This is a genomic window from Halalkalibacter oceani (assembly GCF_040544555.1).
Classification (GTDB): Bacteria; Bacillota; Bacilli; order Bacillales; family Bacillaceae_D; genus Halalkalibacter; species Halalkalibacter oceani.
Genome location: NZ_JBEPKD010000001.1, coordinates 295,279 through 312,608, shown reverse-complemented (window position 1 = coordinate 312,608; position 17,330 = coordinate 295,279). Strand labels below are relative to the sequence as shown.

Annotated in this window: 14 protein-coding genes, 1 pseudogene and 1 other annotated feature; of the genes and pseudogenes, 5 read left to right on the top strand and 10 right to left on the bottom strand. The window is 48.0% G+C overall.

Annotated elements, in window-relative coordinates; all coding sequences use genetic code 11:
* Positions 1–16 precede the first annotated feature (16 nt).
* The 3 genes from ABMB67_RS01545 to ABMB67_RS01535 all read right to left on the bottom strand — a co-directional run bounded on the left by ABMB67_RS01545 (position 17) and on the right by ABMB67_RS01535 (position 4,336).
* A complete protein-coding gene (locus tag ABMB67_RS01545) occupies positions 17–1,057 on the bottom strand; it encodes an NAD(P)-dependent oxidoreductase (RefSeq protein WP_251222676.1) in 1,041 nt (346 codons plus the stop codon).
* Positions 1,058–1,235: 178 nt separating this feature from the next.
* Positions 1,236–2,936 (bottom strand): 2-isopropylmalate synthase, encoded by a 1,701-nt coding sequence (gene leuA / locus ABMB67_RS01540; RefSeq protein WP_354570896.1) that lies wholly within the window; start codon positions 2,934–2,936, stop codon positions 1,236–1,238.
* A gap of 61 nt (positions 2,937–2,997) precedes the next feature.
* Positions 2,998–3,253, bottom strand: a binding site (T-box leader).
* 81 nt (positions 3,254–3,334) lie between these two features.
* On the bottom strand, positions 3,335–4,336 hold the full coding sequence (locus tag ABMB67_RS01535) for a methyl-accepting chemotaxis protein (RefSeq protein WP_354570895.1): 1,002 nt from the start codon (positions 4,334–4,336) through the stop codon (positions 3,335–3,337).
* Positions 4,337–5,001: 665 nt separating this feature from the next.
* Between ABMB67_RS01535 and ABMB67_RS01530 the strand changes: the two genes are divergently transcribed.
* Both ABMB67_RS01530 and ABMB67_RS01525 read left to right on the top strand, forming a co-directional pair.
* Positions 5,002–6,753 carry an ABC transporter ATP-binding protein gene (locus ABMB67_RS01530; protein ID WP_354570894.1) on the top strand — a complete coding sequence of 584 codons (1,752 nt, stop codon included), beginning with the start codon at positions 5,002–5,004 and terminating at the stop codon, positions 6,751–6,753.
* Positions 6,722–8,531: pseudogene (locus ABMB67_RS01525) on the top strand (ABC transporter ATP-binding protein). Before ABMB67_RS01530 ends, ABMB67_RS01525 begins: the two are co-directional and overlap by 32 nt.
* A gap of 400 nt (positions 8,532–8,931) precedes the next feature.
* On the opposite strand, the gene ABMB67_RS01515 reads toward ABMB67_RS01525, so the two are convergent.
* From ABMB67_RS01515 to ABMB67_RS01500, 4 genes are all read right to left on the bottom strand, one after another.
* Positions 8,932–9,597 (bottom strand): YczE/YyaS/YitT family protein, encoded by a 666-nt coding sequence (locus ABMB67_RS01515; protein ID WP_354570891.1) that lies wholly within the window; start codon positions 9,595–9,597, stop codon positions 8,932–8,934.
* A gap of 64 nt (positions 9,598–9,661) precedes the next feature.
* Positions 9,662–10,153 carry a YajQ family cyclic di-GMP-binding protein gene (locus ABMB67_RS01510; RefSeq protein WP_354570890.1) on the bottom strand — a complete coding sequence of 164 codons (492 nt, stop codon included), beginning with the start codon at positions 10,151–10,153 and terminating at the stop codon, positions 9,662–9,664.
* Between the two features lie 44 nt (positions 10,154–10,197).
* Positions 10,198–10,356: a hypothetical protein gene (locus ABMB67_RS01505; protein WP_354570889.1), complete on the bottom strand. Its 159-nt coding sequence runs from the start codon at positions 10,354–10,356 to the stop codon at positions 10,198–10,200.
* A gap of 184 nt (positions 10,357–10,540) precedes the next feature.
* Positions 10,541–10,822 carry a DUF2642 domain-containing protein gene (locus ABMB67_RS01500; protein ID WP_354570888.1) on the bottom strand — a complete coding sequence of 94 codons (282 nt, stop codon included), beginning with the start codon at positions 10,820–10,822 and terminating at the stop codon, positions 10,541–10,543.
* A gap of 174 nt (positions 10,823–10,996) precedes the next feature.
* Here ABMB67_RS01500 and ABMB67_RS01495 point away from each other — a divergent pair, with 174 nt between their 5' ends.
* Entirely contained in the window at positions 10,997–11,716 is a 720-nt protein-coding gene (locus ABMB67_RS01495) for a class I SAM-dependent methyltransferase (RefSeq protein ID WP_354570887.1), read from the top strand.
* A gap of 79 nt (positions 11,717–11,795) precedes the next feature.
* Here the strand turns inward: ABMB67_RS01495 and ABMB67_RS01490 are convergent, their stop codons facing one another.
* The 3 genes from ABMB67_RS01490 to ABMB67_RS01480 are packed head-to-tail and all read right to left on the bottom strand — an operon-like array spanning position 11,796 to position 13,826.
* The gene (locus ABMB67_RS01490; RefSeq protein WP_251222685.1) at positions 11,796–12,377 is read right to left on the bottom strand and encodes an LOG family protein; all 582 of its coding nucleotides are present in this window, start codon (positions 12,375–12,377) and stop codon (positions 11,796–11,798) included.
* Positions 12,378–12,396: 19 nt separating this feature from the next.
* The gene (locus tag ABMB67_RS01485; protein WP_251222686.1) at positions 12,397–12,642 is read right to left on the bottom strand and encodes a glutaredoxin family protein; all 246 of its coding nucleotides are present in this window, start codon (positions 12,640–12,642) and stop codon (positions 12,397–12,399) included.
* Positions 12,639–13,826 (bottom strand): LL-diaminopimelate aminotransferase, encoded by a 1,188-nt coding sequence (locus ABMB67_RS01480; protein ID WP_354570886.1) that lies wholly within the window; start codon positions 13,824–13,826, stop codon positions 12,639–12,641. The genes ABMB67_RS01485 and ABMB67_RS01480 overlap by 4 nt, the downstream gene beginning before the upstream one ends.
* Before the next feature lie 266 nt (positions 13,827–14,092).
* On the opposite strand from ABMB67_RS01480, the gene ABMB67_RS01475 reads away from it, so the two are divergent.
* Both ABMB67_RS01475 and ABMB67_RS01470 read left to right on the top strand, forming a co-directional pair.
* Positions 14,093–16,072 (top strand): YjhG/YagF family D-xylonate dehydratase, encoded by a 1,980-nt coding sequence (locus tag ABMB67_RS01475; protein ID WP_251222687.1) that lies wholly within the window; start codon positions 14,093–14,095, stop codon positions 16,070–16,072.
* 169 nt (positions 16,073–16,241) lie between these two features.
* Positions 16,242–17,306, top strand: coding sequence for an AbrB family transcriptional regulator (locus ABMB67_RS01470; RefSeq protein WP_251222688.1), 1,065 nt, complete (start codon positions 16,242–16,244; stop codon positions 17,304–17,306).
* The last annotated feature ends 24 nt before the right edge of the window (positions 17,307–17,330 follow it).

Here is a 17,330-nt window from a genome sequence, read left to right as displayed (position 1 = left end):
CGTAAACGCTTTCAAATTATTGTTGATTCATAGCTTGATAGTGGGCGAGTTTTTGCTGAAAGCCTGGACGCGTAATTGCTTCCGGGTTGACGACGCTGTCTGGAATAAGACCTTGGGATAGACGAATGAGCCCGCGAATATCCTCTTCGCCAAGTCCGCGGAATAATTCATCGGTAAAACCGATCGCATGCGGGGCGAGCACGACATTATCAAGCCGGGTTAATGGGTCATTCGGGTCAAGCGGTTCTGTTTCAAACACATCAAGTGCAGCTCCCTGAATGCGGCGTTCCTGGAGACAGACGGTGAGCGCCTGCTGATCGATGACCGGGCCGCGTGATGTATTAATGAGAAACGCCGTTGGTTTCATCAACGAGAGCTCACGTCCCCCAATTAAATGATAAGTAGAGTCGAGCAACGGACAGCTGACACTGACAAAATCAGCCTGCTGTAACAAAGTATCCAATTCAACCAGCTCCACTCCGAGCGCCTGCGCCTCCTCCTTTGAAACAAAAGGGTCATAAGCGATCGCCTTGAATTTTAACGGCTTGGCGATCGAAAAGAATTCCCGTGCAATTCCCCCGAGCCCGATCGAGCCAACGACTTTGTTGACGAGTCCGATTCCCATGTAATTCGGCGTTTCCTCCCACGTTCCTTGACGGACAATGCGGTCTTTTTCCATCACTCTTGAGCTTAACGTAAGCAAAAACGTCAAAATCGAAACAGCCATCGGTCGCCGGACCGCTTTTGGAGCAGTAAAGCAAATAAGATCAGACTCGGTACAGGCCGTTAAATCGACATTGTTATAGCCGACCCCGGCACGGGCAATCGCCGCCAGGCGCGTCACACCGTTGAAGGAATCCTTCGTATAGCTTGGATACAGGCTGATCACAGCATCATATCCCATTAATTGATCCGGCGTTACGATACTCTTATATTCTTTGAAAAATTCATATTCGATTTGAGGATGCTGATCAAGTAATTCCAGTCCGATATCCGCTTTCAATTCCCCATCCGGGTTCAGAAAATCTCTCGTAATCCCAATTTTAAACGTGGCCAATACTGTCTCCCCTCACTTTCGTCAATTTAATATGTAATATATCACTTTGCAGACGAAAACTCAACTTCTGATTGCAAGCAGCGGCGGCCAAGAACGAGGCTGAAGAAATGGATGAGGCCGGGCAAAAGCTGAAAAAACAACCTTTCGTCCCAGCCCCATGAACAAAAACCGTAAACTGTTACATTTTAGCAGCCGCAGCGGCCTGCTTTTGCACCGTGCCAGCTTCAATAAGCTTATTCACAGCGCTGAATAGCGCTCTGACCGATGACGTCATAATATCAACATCAATTCCGCATCCCCAGTAGACCGTGCCGTCTTCTGCCGTGATTCCGACATAAGAGGCTGCGCGTGATTCTGAGCCGGTTTCTAAGGCGTGCTCCTTGTAGACCAAATTCGAATAGCGAATGCCGAGCTTCATCTGAAGGGCATTGCTGATTGCATCAAGTCTTCCGTTGCCAACTCCCTGCATCTCTTCTACGCGACCATCCTTTTTCATTTGCACGGTCGTTTCAAAGTCATCGTGCTGGGTGAAGCTGTAGGTGATAAATTCGATTGGCGCCGTAAGATTGACGTATTCTTTTAAGTAAATGTCATAAATCTCGGCTGGAAGCAGCTCTTTATGCTGACGGTCGGATACTTGCTTAATCCGGTAACCGAAGTTCTCACGCATTTTTGCCGGCAGGTCGAAGCCGTATTGCTGCTCCATCACATAGCCGATTCCGCCCTTCCCTGACTGGCTGTTAATGCGAATGATGTCTCCTTCATATTCACGACCGATGTCTTTCGGATCAATTAACAAGTAAGGGACATTCCATGTTGCGTCTTCGTGCTCTTCGCGCCATTTCATTCCTTTGGCGATCGCATCCTGATGCGAACCCGAAAAAGCAGTGAACACAAGGTCGCCTCCGTAAGGGTGACGCTCATGAACCTTCATTCTCGTTAACGGTTCATATGCAGCAATAATCTCACGAATATTGCCGAAATCAAGCTTTGGATCGACACCATGAGAATACATGTTCAGCGCAAGGGTGACTATATCGACGTTCCCTGTTCGTTCACCGTTGCCGAATAACGTCCCTTCGACCCGCTGCGCTCCGGCAAGCATCGCAAGCTCCGCATCAGCGACCCCGGTCCCGCGGTCATTGTGAGGATGAACCGAGACAATGACATTCTCCCGGAAATGTAAGTTGTCGCTCATATACTCAATTTGGCTGGCGTACACATGCGGCATGGAAAACGAGACGGTCGCCGGTAAATTGATGATCACCGGCTGATCAGCGGTCGGCTGCCACACATCAAGCACGCGGTTACAGATTTCAAGCGCGAATTCCATTTCCGTCCCGGTAAAGCTTTCCGGTGAATATTGGAACATGAAATTTCCTTCCGTTTCTGCCGCATATTTCTGAAGAAGCTTCGCGCCGGATACGGCAATCTCGATAATTTCCTCTTTCGACTTTCGGAAGACCTGTTCACGCTGAGCGACAGAGGTGGAATTATATAAATGAACAACTGCCTTTTTTGCCCCGCGTAACGATTCAAATGTTTTCTTAATAATATGGTCGCGCGATTGGGTCAAAACCTGGATCGTCACATCATCCGGAATCAGATTTTCTTCAATCAGCGTCCGTAAAAACGTATACTCCGTTTCAGAAGCAGCCGGGAAGCCGACCTCAATCTCCTTAAAGCCGATATCGACCAATAATTGAAAATATTTCAGCTTCTCTTCCAGATTCATTGGCACAACAAGCGCCTGATTTCCATCACGCAAATCAACACTGCACCAGACCGGAGCCTCTGTAATATACTCCTTCTCGCTCCATTTCATGCTCGTTACCGGCGGGACGAAATACCCTCTGGCATATTTGTTTACATTTTTCATCGTTAAACCACCCTTTCTAATCTGCGTTAGTAAAACAAAAAAGCCTTCCATCCCTATCGACAATAGAGACGAAAGACTGTGACATCTTACGCGGTACCACTCTGATTTCATACCGAAAACCGGTATGCAGCTTTAACAGATACGGGGCTGTTTGCCCTTATATCCTCCTATTATAACGGATAGGAACCGTCTCCACCTACTATCATTTCAGCGAGCTACTTCAAGGCGAGTTCTGATTTTTTCCACGGCTGTTTTGCACCAACCAACAGCTCTCTGAGCGCTTCTAAAATCGTACTATTCCTCTTCGTCGTATTTTAAGTGTTGGCAAAATCATACTACATCCTCAAAAGCTTTTCAAGTTTATTTTTTGAAAATTTCATCATGGGCTGCGAAATCGTTTATGTTTGTTCACTGACAATGACCGACCATCCTTTCCCTTCGTAATCATTGTAACCTTTTGTTTTGCAGTAAGCGATTATTTTCGGTTTTCCTTCCACTGTTTCATGCTGATAGCCGATCGTTGCCTTCCCCTGCTTAAGCAGCTGTACGGCAGTTAAGGAACCGAGATCTTTATTCAAAATGTCTTCCCTCTGCTTGGAAGCAATCACGATCCCGTCTTTATTAATTAAATACAGCTCCGACTGTTCATCAATTTTCACTGCATCAATAATGTCATAAATGTACTCCCAGTTAAACCACGTCGTCAAAACGCCGATTGCATTGTTGGAATCATCGAATATCGGAGCGGCATAGTTCATCGTAAAGCCCTGGACAGCAGGGGCGTGATACATATCCGAAGCGTATACCTTCCCTGATTCAAGCGCCTGTTGAAACCATGTCTCCCTCGAAAAATCAAGCCCTGTCAGCTGGGCATTGCTTCCCGAAGCGACAACAATTCCGTCAAGATTGACAATCGTTAAATCATAATAGACCGTATAAATCTTTTGCAGCTGACCGAGCAGCATCTCCGCTTCTGAAATCGTCTCCGGCCCCGGCAAAAGCAAGCAATGTTTAACCGCTGTAAATGTTGTCCATGCCTGTACATCACAATTGCGCTCAAATAAATTCCGATCAATTTTATCAATCGTATCAAAAGCTACATCGACGGTACGTACTGCTATCACTTCATTTGTCTTTTCCTGAATCGTGCGAATCAGCTGATTATTGATCGTATTCGCTTTAAGATTGTCATCGGCAAATTTTTTAATTTCGTTTGCCACGACAGAAAAGCCGCGTCCTGCGTCCCCTGCTCTTGCCGCTTCAATGCCTGAATTAAGGGCCAGCAAATTAGCATGGGTCGAAATACGGTTCGTCGTTTTAATCGACCCTTCCATTTGACTATATAGCTCTTTAAGCTCACTCCACAGCTTGGATACATTGAGCTGTTTTTCTCCAATCACGGTCATCCCCCCAAAAAGTTCTATCAAACTACTTATTTTGACAAAAGAAAACAAATTCCTTTTGCAAAACCAAAAACTGTGTAAGGTTATCTAACATGAAAAATCCCCTGACTGAGAGTGCAGGGTGGAGGGATAAGATTGATGCTGAATTTCGGAAAAAAATAAAAGCCTTACTCCCGTTGCTTTGTCCTTACTCGCAGGAAATCTTTAATCATCATCTCCGTTGTCTCCGTCGTCCCAATAGCCGGTATCATCTCTGGGAGAGCCGGAATCGTTACTATTCCCTGTTAGTCCCAATTGATTTAAAATAACAATTATTACGATCCCCACCACTACTGTGTTCACTCAATGGGAATCAATAAAAGCCAAAGATAAAAAAGCGAGAAATAACATCGTGATAATAACAAATAAACGTCGTACTACTTTTTTCATCAATTTCACCACCTAATGAATGGAATGAAAAGCTATTCTTTATCTAGCAGGGAAATCCCTCTTTTAGACATAAGAAAATCGCCACAGCCGGCTTTCCCAGCGCTTGTAGGGAATCAGATAGCCATCGTTTACATCCAACCTCTTTTATTTTTTTGAAAATAGTTTATCTTCTCAAAAATAAGCTATGATAAAAGAGCTTTCATAGACGGGGAAACCATATCAGGAGGCAAGTCATGAACAAATTATTATCGTTTGTCACGCGTTATCGGCTAAGCGTCGGCCTTGCTCTTGCGCTTATGATGTTCGAGCTTGTCGCCGAGCTTGTTCTGCCGTTGTTTTTAGCGAAAATTATTGATGAAGGCATTGTCGCTCAGGATCTCAGCGTCGTGCTCAAATGGGGCGGTCTTATGCTGGGGCTTTCGTGTTTATCGTTTATCGCCGGAATTGCGAATTCTTTTTACGCTGCTCATGTCAGTCAAAACACTGGATATGATCTGCGCAATTTTCTCTATCGTAAGTCTCAATTTCTATCAGCCGAACAAGCCCATGCGTTTTCCAGCTCTTCTTTAATCACGCGGCTGACAAATGATGTTCTGCAAATTCAAACAACGATTTTTATGAGTCTTAGAATTATGCTAAGAGCTCCCCTTTTAATTATCGGCGGAGTGGTGATGGCATTACTGGTGAATAGCAGAGTCGCTCTTATTCTTCTTATTTGTATCCCGCTGCTCGTCTTTTTTCTCGTCTGGATGTTAAAAAAGGGGGCTCGGCTGTTCTCTCAAGTGCAGATGAGACTGGATCGGGTCAACCACAGCATTTATGAAAATTTAGCCGGAATGAAGCTCATTAAAGCCTTTGTCCGCTCCTCCCATGAAGAAAAACGGTTCTCAACGCGCAACGAAGCTCTCATGACGGACACGATACGGGCATTGCGTCTCATGGAAATGACGATGCCTCTCCTCTTATTAGTGATGAACAGCGCTATCCTGCTTATTCTCTGGTTCGGCACCGTTCACATTCAAACCGGCGGGGCGCAAATCGGAGAGGTCGTAGCAATCGTCAATTATGCGACGAGGATTGCGTCGGCGCTCCATGTATTTTCGATGATTATTCTCGCCTTTTCCCGTGCCCGGGCGTCAGCGGGCAGGCTTGTTGAACTACTTGACGTGGAGGTGGAGGTGGAGGTGGAGGTTGAACGCAATTCCTCCTCTTCTCCTCCCGTGACAAGAGCGCTGCCTATTCAATGCAAAGAAGTTGGCTTCCGCTATCCCGCCGCCTCACGCAATGCCCTGACGGAAATAACGGCAGACATTAAGGCCGGTGAAACGATCGCGATCCTTGGCGCGACCGGCTCCGGCAAAACGAGCTTTTTGCAGCTGATGCCACGGCTCCATGATGCCACTGCCGGTGAGATCATCATCGGCGGACGCCATATTCGTGAGTGGAACCTGAAGGACTTACGGATGACGATTGGCTATGTACCACAGGATGTTACGCTTTTTTCGGGGACGATTAAGGAAAACATTACCTGGGGGAAGCAAGTTGCGACAATGGAGGAGGTTCATGCCGCAGCAGAGGCGGCTCAGCTTGTCGAAACGATCGCGGCAATGCCTGACGGCTATGAGACCGTCGTCGCCCAGCGCGGTGTGAGCTTGTCCGGCGGGCAGAAGCAGCGAATTTCCATTGCCCGCGCCTTAATCCGCCGCCCCTCCATTTTGTTACTTGATGATAGCACGAGTGCGCTTGATACGAAAACGGAAGCTGCATTACTGCATGCTCTGGCCTCGTATTCCTGCACAGCCTTGCTTGTCACTCAGAAAGTGAGCACAGCGCGACAGGCGGATCAAATATGGATTTTGGAGGATGGCCAGCTTATCGAGACAGGCACGCATGATCAATTATATGAAGCTTCCTCTTATTATCAGCGACTTTACCAGTCTCAAACGAAAGGAGATGCTTTCGGTCATGTCCAATCCCTTTACTAAAACATGGCAGAAGCGGGGAGATCCATCCTCCTCCAAACGACAGCCGATACGGAACTGGTCGGGTACATTGAAGCGGCTCTGGACCTATTTGGCTGTTTTCCGAAAGCAGCTTCTGGTCGTGCTCGGTCTCGTCTGTCTCAGCTCCTTGTGCGCCCTGCTCGGTCCGCTTTTTATCGGCTGGCTGCTTGATCATTATGTTCTTTTAGGTCAGTATGAGGGGTTGCTTTTTTTCCTCGTTCTGTTATTTAGTCTTTATACAGTTGGCTCGGCTTCCGTTTGGCTGCAAAATACCCTGATGATTCGTCTTGCCCAGAAAACCATATTTGCGCTGCGGAAGGATTTGTTTCATCATGTTCATGCCCTGCCACTCTCTTACTTCCAGCAGAAGAAGCATGGAGACGTGATGAGCCGGTTGACGAATGATATTGAAAATATTAGTGCGACATTGAACAGCTCTTTCATTCAAATTCTATCCAGCATCCTGACGTTCATCGGTATTTTGACGGTGATGCTCTGGCTCAGCCCATTGCTGACAGTCCTAACGTTAACCGTTGTTCCGGCAATGATCGTTGGGATGAAATGGATAACAAACAGGACAGGTCCTTATTTCAAGGAACAGCAGCGTCAAATGGGAGAAGTAAATGGCTTTATTGAAGAAACGATTTCCGGCCGCGCTGTCATTCAGACATTTTCGCGCGAGGACGAGATGATTGCTGCTTTTCAAAGCAAAAATGCCCAATTAAAAAAAGCCGGCTTTTGGGCGCAAACGTATTCCGGATTTATTCCGAAACTGATGAATTTGTTAAACAGCATCAGCTTTGCGATTATCGCCGGAATCGGCGGCATTCTCGCTTTACGGGAATTGGTGACAATCGGCACGATTGTCATTTTTGCGGAATACGCCCGCCAGTTCACCCGCCCTTTAAACGATTTGGCGAATCAGTTTAATACGATGCTTTCGGCCGTCGCCGGCGCAGAACGGGTCTTTGACCTGATGGATCAGGAGGGAGAAAGTGATTCCGAGAAAGCCGTCAGTCTTGCCACAGTCCGCGGTGAAGTTTGCTTTCAAAATGTATCTTTTTCTTATCAAAAAGAAGATTCCGGCAAAACGGTTTCGGATATTCATTTTTCTGTTTCCCCTGGTGAGACGATCGCCTTAGTCGGTCCGACCGGGGCGGGCAAAACAACGATCCTCCAGCTGCTTGCCCGATTTTATGAGGTTGATGATGGAACGATTTCGATTGATCGCCACGACACACAGCAGCTCAAGCTCGCCAATCTTCGGCAGCACATTGGCTTTGCCCTTTTTGTTTGAGGCGACGATCCGGGAAAATATTCGCTATGGGCGCCTCAATGCAACGGATCAAGACATTGAAGAAGCGGCGCGTCTCGCCAATGCCCATTCCTTTATTTCGCAGCTGCCGGACCAGTATGACACCTTGCTCAAGGAAGGCGGCCGCGGAATCAGTGAAGGTCAAAAGCAGCTTCTGGCAATTGCGCAGGTGATTCTGGCCAATCCGGCGATTTTAGTGCTTGATGAAGCGACAAGCAGCATCGACACGTTGATGGAAATCAACATTCAGCAAGCGCTCGCTACTCTAATGAACGGACGCACGAGCTTTATCATTGCCCACCGGCTGCAAACGATTGAAAAAGCTGACCGGATCCTCGTTCTCCAACATGGACGGATCGTTCAGCAAGGAACCCATCAAGCCCTCCTGCAACAGGACGGGCTCTACCGGGAGCTTTATCAGAAAGCGGCAACGGAAACCGGATAGCCGTTTATCTCTTAACGGAAACTCGTCAATGAGGTGACCCAGTAAGGAAAAAATGGAATAGAAGCGGGTAATGAAAGCAAGGAGATTTTAGCGAAGGAGCTGAATACTGACAAACGCCAATTGAACAGACTCTTTCAAAATCAGGCAACGCTACGATTATTACGAAAAAAGCTGCTGAAAAAGTGGAAACGACCTTTTTCAGCAGCTTTATCCATTAGTCCCTCATTCCATTACAAGGACAGGTTGTGACAATGATCCGTTTGCTCGGTTACACACTAAGAAATACAGATATTTTAGGATTATGAGCTGTCTGACAGGCCCAAAAAGCTGCGAGCGAGCTCTGCGCATTTTCACATGCCCAAAATTCAACTCGCCGCTTTCCATGCAGAAACTATCACATTTACGATGACATCGGCGTCTTTGCCGCAGCTGCGGTTGCTTTCTCATCGAGCTTCGCGACCTGCGCTCGCCAGAAAAATAGCGAGGATTGGATCAAAGGTCCAATCAGCACGACTGCCAGGAAGGTTCCTACAAAGACCGGGCCGCCCCCAAGAAGCCAGCCACAGCCCAGCGCTGTCGCTTCAATCACTGTTCTCGTCAAACGAATCGACCAGTTCAGTCTGGCCGCGAGCGCCAATGTAAAGCCGTCCCGCGGGCCGGCGCCGATTCCTGAACCGACATACATCCCTGAGCCAAACCCCATCAATAAAATTCCGACTACAAGCAGCAAAATATGGAGCCACAGCTGCCCGCCATCTGGGAGAAGGCCACTGGCCAAAATCAGGTTGAGAAAGACTCCGACCAGGATCGCATTTAAAAAGGTTCCAATTTGCGGCCGTTCTCTGTCCAATTGATACTTCATCCCAATTAAAAGCATACCGATAATAATGACACCGAGCCCAATGGAAATTGGAAATTTAGCAGCTAACCCCGTGTGAAGCACATCCCACGTTGATACCCCCAGCTCAGCCTGAATCATACAGGCACAGCCCAGCGCCAGCAGGAACGTCCCAAAAATAAAGAGGACCCATTTCTGCCAGCTTTTATATTTCGATAATTTTCTCATCTCTCCCGTTTTCCTTTCTCGTTACCTCAATAGCCAGGATCTTCCTGCTCAGCTTGGCCTGCCATTAGCGATAATTGATAAACTGGACATCAATCGCCAGATCAGCTTCCCTCACAGCTGTAATCACGGCTTGGAGATCATCGCGGTTTTTGCCGGTTACCCGGATTTGATCATCCTGAACCTGGCTCTTAACTTTTAAACCGCTGTTTTTAATAAGGGCTGTAATCTTCTTCGCTGTTTCCTTGTCAATGCCTTGAATGAGCTTGGCGCGTTGACGAACCGTTCCCCCGGAAGCGTTTTCGATCTTGCCGTAATCCAGGCTTTTGACGGAGATACCGCGCTTAATCAGCTTAGATAAAAGAACGTCCTTCAGCTGTTCAAGCTTATATTCATCGTCAGATACGAGCACAATTTCTTCCTTTTCAAGCGCCAGGCTGCTTTTGCTCCCTTTAAAATCATAACGGTTTTGAATTTCTTTCGTCGCCATCGTCACGGCATTTGTAACCTCCGCCGTGTCAACCTGAGATACAATATCAAATGAACTGTCCTTTGCCATATCTCTGATCCCCTCCATTTTTTTTCGTAAGTTCTGCCAGTTGATTAGTGTGTTGAAATCGGGCTGTCGGTTAGCCTTGGCGGTTCATCCTCATGGCTGTCACCGCTTTCCTGACAGTTTGTGATCAGAATGTTCAAGATAATAAACGAAACAACAATCAGCCAGATCCACCATTTTTTCCAAAGCGGTTTCTTTTCTGCCATATATGTATTCCTCACTTTTCACCTTCAGCTATCTCCAGTATATCACAAAATGAGCTTGTCCCAAGTTATGGAATCATCCTCGGGTTTTGTCGCAACTCTTTACATGAGTAGATAAAAGCAGGCAGGAAAAAACGTGCTTTTCTGCCCGCCTTCTGTGTTTCAGGCAAGAAAGTTGGAATGGTACTTACCAGAAAAACGGAATAAAAAATAGTGAAGCAATCGCGCCAAGAGCGAGTCCGGTCGCAAAGCCGCCCCAGCCATATCCGCCGCCCCAGCCGTAACCACCCCAGCCATAGCCATAGCTGTAGCCGCCAAATCGACTTCCTCCCCCTAATGGGCGAAGATAAACATGGTCGCGGGTAACCCGTTCAATAATTCCGCGATGCACTCGTCCGTCCTTTGTTTGAATGTGGACCGCTCTGCCGATCCCCTGTTGGCACATGCGATAGTAATTTGCTGAACTCATGCAATCCTCTCCATTCATAAAATAAGAGTTTCACTCCATTTCAGCATATGTAATGAATCCTTTTTTGAATGGACAAGAGCACAAGGCGCATGTGGAAATGTGAAAGAAAGGATCGGACATTTTCGTTGGAAAGGCATAGGATAACATATAAATTGGCTTGAAGGAGAGATACACATGCCGACATATCATGATGCTCTGGCTTTTTACCGCATTCCCGCAGCTCATCCCGGGGGGATGGCTTTAACGAAGCAACTGCTTGACAAGGAAACAATTCCAGCTACTACCCGGATTCTTGATGCCGGATGCGGACTTGGAATGACATCAATCTACCTGGCAAACACATACGAGGCCGAGGTGACCGCTCTTGACCTTAACCACGAGATGCTGCGGCTGACAGAGGAAGCCTGCCGTCAAGCGGCTGCTGAGGTCAGCCTTTGCCACGCCTCAATCGAAGCGTTACCTTTCCCGGAGAATACGTTTGATTTCGTTATTGCCGAATCGGTGACCGCGTTCGCCGATTATGAAGCTGCATTGACAGAATACAAAAGAGTGCTTAAGCCGGGCGGCATCGTCCTATCAATTGATATGCTGCAAAAGCAACCAATCTCGCCAACAGAGCTTGAAGAGGTGACCGGCTTTTACGGCATCAAACAGCTTCTAAACGAAACGCAATGGCTGGATGTTTTCCAACAGGCCGGATTTCGCGAAGTAAAAACACTTCTCTCCCTCTCGATTGCTGAATATTTGCAGCAGGCCACCGATGAGGAAATGACCGCTTCCCCGCACGACTTTTCCGCGTCTCCTGCAATGGCTGCGATCATCGAAAAGCATTATCAGCTTACGGTAACGCACCTCGACAATCTCGGCTACGGTGTTTTTCGCGCGCAAAAATGAAAAGACAAAAGGGTAGCTTTTTTCCCTTTTGTCTCAGTCTCGCAGGTGGAGATAGTACCCGCTCATTTCTCTGCCCTTCCTACGTTTGCTGCTCGGTCAGAAATGTTTTTACTGACGGAGGCTGATATGTATGAAGCTGATCAATGAGTCCTGCCGCTGTCGTATCGACCATCGTCATCGAACGGAATTTCTCCTGCAAAAATTGCTGATCGGCCATATGATTAAAGAACGCGACAAGCGGATCATAATAATTAGCGATATTCAACAGGCCAAATGGCTTTTGATGCAGACCGAGCTGCGCCCAGGTGAAAATTTCAAAAAACTCCTCCATCGTCCCGGCGCCCCCCGGCAAAACAATAAACCCTTCGGCTAATTGCTCCATCTTCGCTTTTCTCTCATGCATCGACTCTACATAAATAAGCTCTGTCAAGCCAAGATGGGAAACTTCACGCGGCTCCATAAAGCGCGGCAGTACGCCGATCGCTTTTCCTCCGGCCTTTAGCACCGCATCAGCGACAGCTCCCATTAAGCCAACGCTTGCCCCGCCGTAGACGAGCGTAATATTTCGTTTAGCGAGCTCCTGGCCAAGGGCGATCGCCCCTTGACGGTACACTTCAGATGCTCCGTTACTTGAACCACAAAAAACAGCTAATGTCTTCATCTCTTTTCTCTCCTCCTGATCAGCCTTGATCACGTACAGCTTTCACTAATTTTTGCAAATCGGGGGTCAAACCTTTAATCGCCTGCTCCTTGAAGACGGTCACTGGTACGCCTAAATAGCCGTAGGCCTGAACTTCCTGCTCATATTCGGGGTTGTCTTTAATATTTTTCGTCAGAAACGCAATTCCTTCCGATTCAAGAAATCGTTTGACGTACTCGCATTCAATGCAGTCATCTGTAGTATAGACGAGCACTTGAGAGCTCATAAAGACTGTTTCCCCCTTTCAAGCAAATCGCTTTCTTTCAGATTGAGAACCGCTTTTTCTAAAAGCTTCTTTTCCTGGGCGAGCGAAATTCGGACATAGCCTTCCCCGCCCGAGCCAAAAGCAACGCCTGGGGTGACGACGATTCCCGCTTCGTCCATCATGGCGTAGGTGAAATCCGTCGACTGAAAGCCTTCGGGAACACGGGCCCATAAAAACATCGAAGCGGGAGGCTCGTTGACATCCCAGCCGATCGAACGAAACCCTTGGACTAAGCAGTCCCGCCGCTCCTTATAGATCGCCCGCAAATCATCGCTAAAGCTGGATGTATCCGTCAAGGCGCGAATCGCCGCTTTTTGAATCGGCAAAAACACACCGTAATCGAGATTCGTTTTGAGCCGCTGTAAGCCCTCTATCACTGTTTCATTGCCAACGACGTAACCAATCCGGCAACCCGCCAGGTTAAAGCTTTTTGATAAGGAATTAAATTCGATTCCTACTTCCTCTGCGCCGTCAACAGATAGGAAGCTGATCGGCTTCTGCTCATAATATAGTTCAGAATAGGCAAAATCATGCAGGACAATAATTTGATGCTTCCGTGCAAAAGCGACCACCTGTGCAAAGAACTCGTGTGTAGCAAGGGCAGGAACAGGGTTGCCAGGAAAATTAAGAATCAGCAGCTTTGCCTTTTGGCAAATTTCTTCAGGAATTTGCTCCAGATCCGGCAGAAAATGATTTTCTTCCTGCAAAGCCATCGGATAAGGGGTTGCCTCAGCAAGAGAAATACCGGCAGCGTACGCTGTATAGCCCGGATCAGGGACTAAAACTACATCGCCGGGATTTGTCACAACTAATGGCAAATGAACGAGACCATCCTGGGAGCCCATTGTCATCAGCACTTGCTTATGAGCGGAAAGCGTGACGCCATATCTCCGCTCATAATAAGCGGCAATCGCCTGAAGCAGCTCAGGTGTCCCTTCTAACGAATACCGGTACAACGAAGGATCTTGAACAGAGCGGCTCAGCTCTTCCATCACGTAATCAGGCGGTGGCAGATCCGGGCTGCCGATACTCAAGTCAATCATCCGCTGACCTGCTTCTACTTTCTTCCGCTTGTAAATCGCTAATTCGGTGAAAATGCTTTTTTGAAAACGAGCCATTTTTTCAGCTAATTGAATGGTCTTCACATCGATCCAACCTTTCCTCTATAATGCTTTTATTATAACAGGAATGAAAGATGCGAAACATCCCTGAAAGCATCAGCCACTAACAGCAAGATGAAAAGACAAGTGGCGATTTGTCCTTTTAGAATCGGAAAAATATTGAAAGAAGCCGTAGTATGACGTGAATGAAATCTATTTTTATGGTACACTAGATTCGTAATTTCAAAGCGCTTACAACCTTTCACTTAAAAACTAAGTTTTATATTATCGAACAAAAGGGGTCTAACACAATGAGCAAACATTTAGAGTACATTATCGGTTCAAATGAAGATCTTTATGAGGTGCAGACAAATGCGGCGGGGCCGGAGGGGTCTCTCCCTCTTACTCCTGATATGCTCCTGCATTCACCGAGCGGGGATTTGTTCGGTCTCTCGCAAAATGTCGGGATGGGCTGGAATCCGAGCGAATTAAACGGCAAGCAATTTCTCCTGCTAAGCACACAAGGCGGGATGCGCGGTGAAGACGGAAAGCCGATTGCGCTCGGCTACCATACCGGGCATTGGGAAGTCGGACTGCTTATGAAAGCGGCCGCAGAGGAAATTAAAGCGAAGGGCGGCGTTCCGTTTGCCGGCTATGTCAGCGACCCGTGTGACGGTCGTTCTCAAGGAACGACCGGTATGTTTGATTCCTTCCCTTATCGCAACGATGCGGCTCTTGTCTACCGGAGACTGATCCGCTCGTTACCGACAAGAAAAGCGGTGATCGGGATTGCGACCTGTGACAAAGGCTTGCCGGCTACGATGATCGCCTTGGCGGCGATGCATGATTTGCCGACGATCATCGTTCCTGGAGGCGTGACGCTTCCACCGACTTCCGGCGAGGATGCCGGTAAAGTGCAAACAATCGGCGCCCGTTATGCCAATGATGAATTAACGCTTGAAGAAGCGGCCGACCTTGGCTGCCGTGCCTGTGCCACACCTGGAGGAGGCTGTCAGTTCCTCGGAACAGCGGCCACATCACAGGTTGTCGCTGAAGCATTGGGCATGTCTCTCCCCCACTCGGCGCTCGCCCCGTCCGGTCAGCCAATTTGGGAAGAGATGGCGCGCCAATCAGCAAGAGCGGCGATTACGATGGAGAAGTTGAAGCTGACAACGAAGGATATTATCACCGATGATTCGATCTATAATGCGATGGTCGTTCATGCGGCGTTTGGCGGATCGACGAATCTGCTGCTGCATATTCCGGCCATCGCCCATGCGGCAAAATGCCGCATCCCTACAGTGGAAGACTGGAATCAAATTAATCGCAAGGTGCCGCGGATCGTCAGCGTTCTGCCAAACGGTCCGGAGCATCATCCAACCGTACGTGCTTTCCTGGCGGGTGGCGTGCCGGAAGTCATGCTTCACCTTCGGAAGCTCGGTTTGCTGAAAGAAAATGCGCTTACCGTTACCGGGGAGACGCTTGGTGCTGTTCTTGATTGGTGGGAGACATCCGAAAGACGGAAAGCGATTAAGCAGCGCCTGATTGATGCCGACGGCATTCAACCGGAAGATGTAATTATGAGTCCTGAACAGGCAAAGGCCCGTGGATTAACGTCCACGTTCACCTTCCCTGTCGGCAACCTCGCCCCGGAAGGCTCGGTCATTAAATCAACGTCAATCGACCCTTCTGTCGTCGATGAAGACGGTGTTTACCGCCATACAGGAAAAGTGAAAGTGTTTACGACGGAAAAATCAGCGATTAACGCGATTAAAACAGGCGGGATTGAAAAAGGCGACATCATGGCTGTCATCGGCCGCGGCCCTTCCGGAACAGGAATGGAAGAAACGTATCAGCTGACGTCCGCCCTGAAGCATTTGTCTTACGGGAAATATGTTTCATTAATTACCGACGCGCGTTTTTCCGGCGTTTCAACCGGGGCGTGTATCGGCCATATTGGACCGGAAGCGCTTGCTGACGGACCGATTGGCAAGCTGCGCGACGGTGATGTTGTCGAAATTATCGTTGACCGCAATGAATTAAACGGAAGTCTCAACTTTATCGGCGAAGATCCAGATGCTCCTCTCTCTTATGAAGAAGCAGAAAAAGTATTGGCAGCCCGTGACTCTCACCCCGATCTGGCGCCTGATGCCGATCTTCCGGATGATACCCGGCTCTGGGCTGCGCTTCAGGCGGCGAGTGGCGGCACGTGGAAAGGCAGCGTCTATGATGTTGACCGGATTATTGAAACACTTGAAGCTGGAAAAGAAGCGTTAAAAAACCGCAAATAGAACCGAGAAAGGGTTGACTTTATAGGCTTCGGCTTATCTAGTCAACTCTTTTATTTTAAAACAACTTAGTATGTGAAATGATAATTTCACTATTTCGTAAGGCGAAATGATATAAGTTGTGATACAATTAAGAAGATTAGAAATTAGTTAGTGATAAGGGAGTTCGCCTATGAACGCAACAGGAATACGATTAACAGAAACATTACTTATTGGTTTTTTAGGCGGCCTGGTGTTCTCATCGCTCCATCTTCCCCTTCCGTGGATGATGGGAGCTCTCGTTTTTGTGATGGTGTGGCAAGGGGTAACAAAGCGGGAGGCTCACTGGCCGTCCACCTTACGTGATAGTGGTTTGGTTGTACTTGGAATTTATTTCGGGCTTTATTTCACCGCGGAAACTTTTTTGAGTGTCGGGCCATATTTTTTACCATATTTAGTTGTCACGATTGTTTTGATCAGTGCCAGTATTTTCATCAGTACGTTAGTGACCCATTGGATTGATGTCGACAAAATGACGAGTGTATTCGGCTCCATTCCTGGGGGATTAAGTGAAATGGTGATCGCGAGCGAGTCTGTCCATGCCCGCTCGTCGCTCGTTGCGATTTTTCAAACGGTACGTCTCGTTACCGTTTTGTTTGTCGTGCCGACATCTATTTTATTTTATTTCACCGAACGTGGCGCCGCCAACACGGTGACTCCCTTTCAGGCTTTCACCTTTGAAGGATGGACATATTTATGGTTTGCGCTGCCGATCGTCGCCGGAATTTGGTTGCGCGACAGAATTCCGGCCGGGATCGTCATTGGTGCCCTTGTCGTCACCGCAACCTTGAATATCAGTCCGGTTGAATTAGCGGCAATGCCTCCACAGCTGCTGATGGCAGCCCAGCTTGCAGTCGGAATCGGGATTGGCAAAAACATTTCATTTGCTGATTTAAAAATCGGCGGAAAATACTGCTTCGTTTATTTTATTACCTCACTCCTGCTCATTTTGGTTTCCTTCGGCTTAGGCGCGACCCTTGCCTATTTCACTCCCCTCACCTTGCCGACCGCTCTATTGAGCATTGCACCGGGCGGTTTAGTGGAGATGGCTCTGACGGCTTCTGCCGTCGGCGGAGACCCGGCGGTTGTCAGTGCCTTTCAGCTGACGCGCATTGTTGTGATTATCCTCTTTGTGCCCCCTTTCTTAAAATGGTACTTCAGCTCCAAGCAGGAAGCAGAACAGCGGATGACGAACTAAGAAGGAGCGGCCTCGCCTCTCCTT

Excerpts from the sequence above, each read along its gene's own strand:
- leuA (WP_354570896.1), bottom strand. The coding sequence starts at position 2,936 with ATGAAAAATGTAAACAAATATGCCAGAGGGTATTTCGTCCCGCCGGTA.
- ABMB67_RS01530 (WP_354570894.1), top strand. The coding sequence starts at position 5,002 with ATGAACAAATTATTATCGTTTGTCACGCGTTATCGGCTAAGCGTCGGC.
- ABMB67_RS01515 (WP_354570891.1), bottom strand. The coding sequence starts at position 9,597 with ATGAGAAAATTATCGAAATATAAAAGCTGGCAGAAATGGGTCCTCTTT.
- ABMB67_RS01510 (WP_354570890.1), bottom strand. The coding sequence starts at position 10,153 with ATGGCAAAGGACAGTTCATTTGATATTGTATCTCAGGTTGACACGGCG.
- ABMB67_RS01505 (WP_354570889.1), bottom strand. The coding sequence starts at position 10,356 with ATGGCAGAAAAGAAACCGCTTTGGAAAAAATGGTGGATCTGGCTGATT.
- ABMB67_RS01500 (WP_354570888.1), bottom strand. The coding sequence starts at position 10,822 with ATGAGTTCAGCAAATTACTATCGCATGTGCCAACAGGGGATCGGCAGA.
- ABMB67_RS01495 (WP_354570887.1), top strand. The coding sequence starts at position 10,997 with ATGCCGACATATCATGATGCTCTGGCTTTTTACCGCATTCCCGCAGCT.
- ABMB67_RS01490 (WP_251222685.1), bottom strand. The coding sequence starts at position 12,377 with ATGAAGACATTAGCTGTTTTTTGTGGTTCAAGTAACGGAGCATCTGAA.
- ABMB67_RS01485 (WP_251222686.1), bottom strand. The coding sequence starts at position 12,642 with ATGAGCTCTCAAGTGCTCGTCTATACTACAGATGACTGCATTGAATGC.
- ABMB67_RS01475 (WP_251222687.1), top strand. The coding sequence starts at position 14,093 with ATGAGCAAACATTTAGAGTACATTATCGGTTCAAATGAAGATCTTTAT.
- ABMB67_RS01470 (WP_251222688.1), top strand. The coding sequence starts at position 16,242 with ATGAACGCAACAGGAATACGATTAACAGAAACATTACTTATTGGTTTT.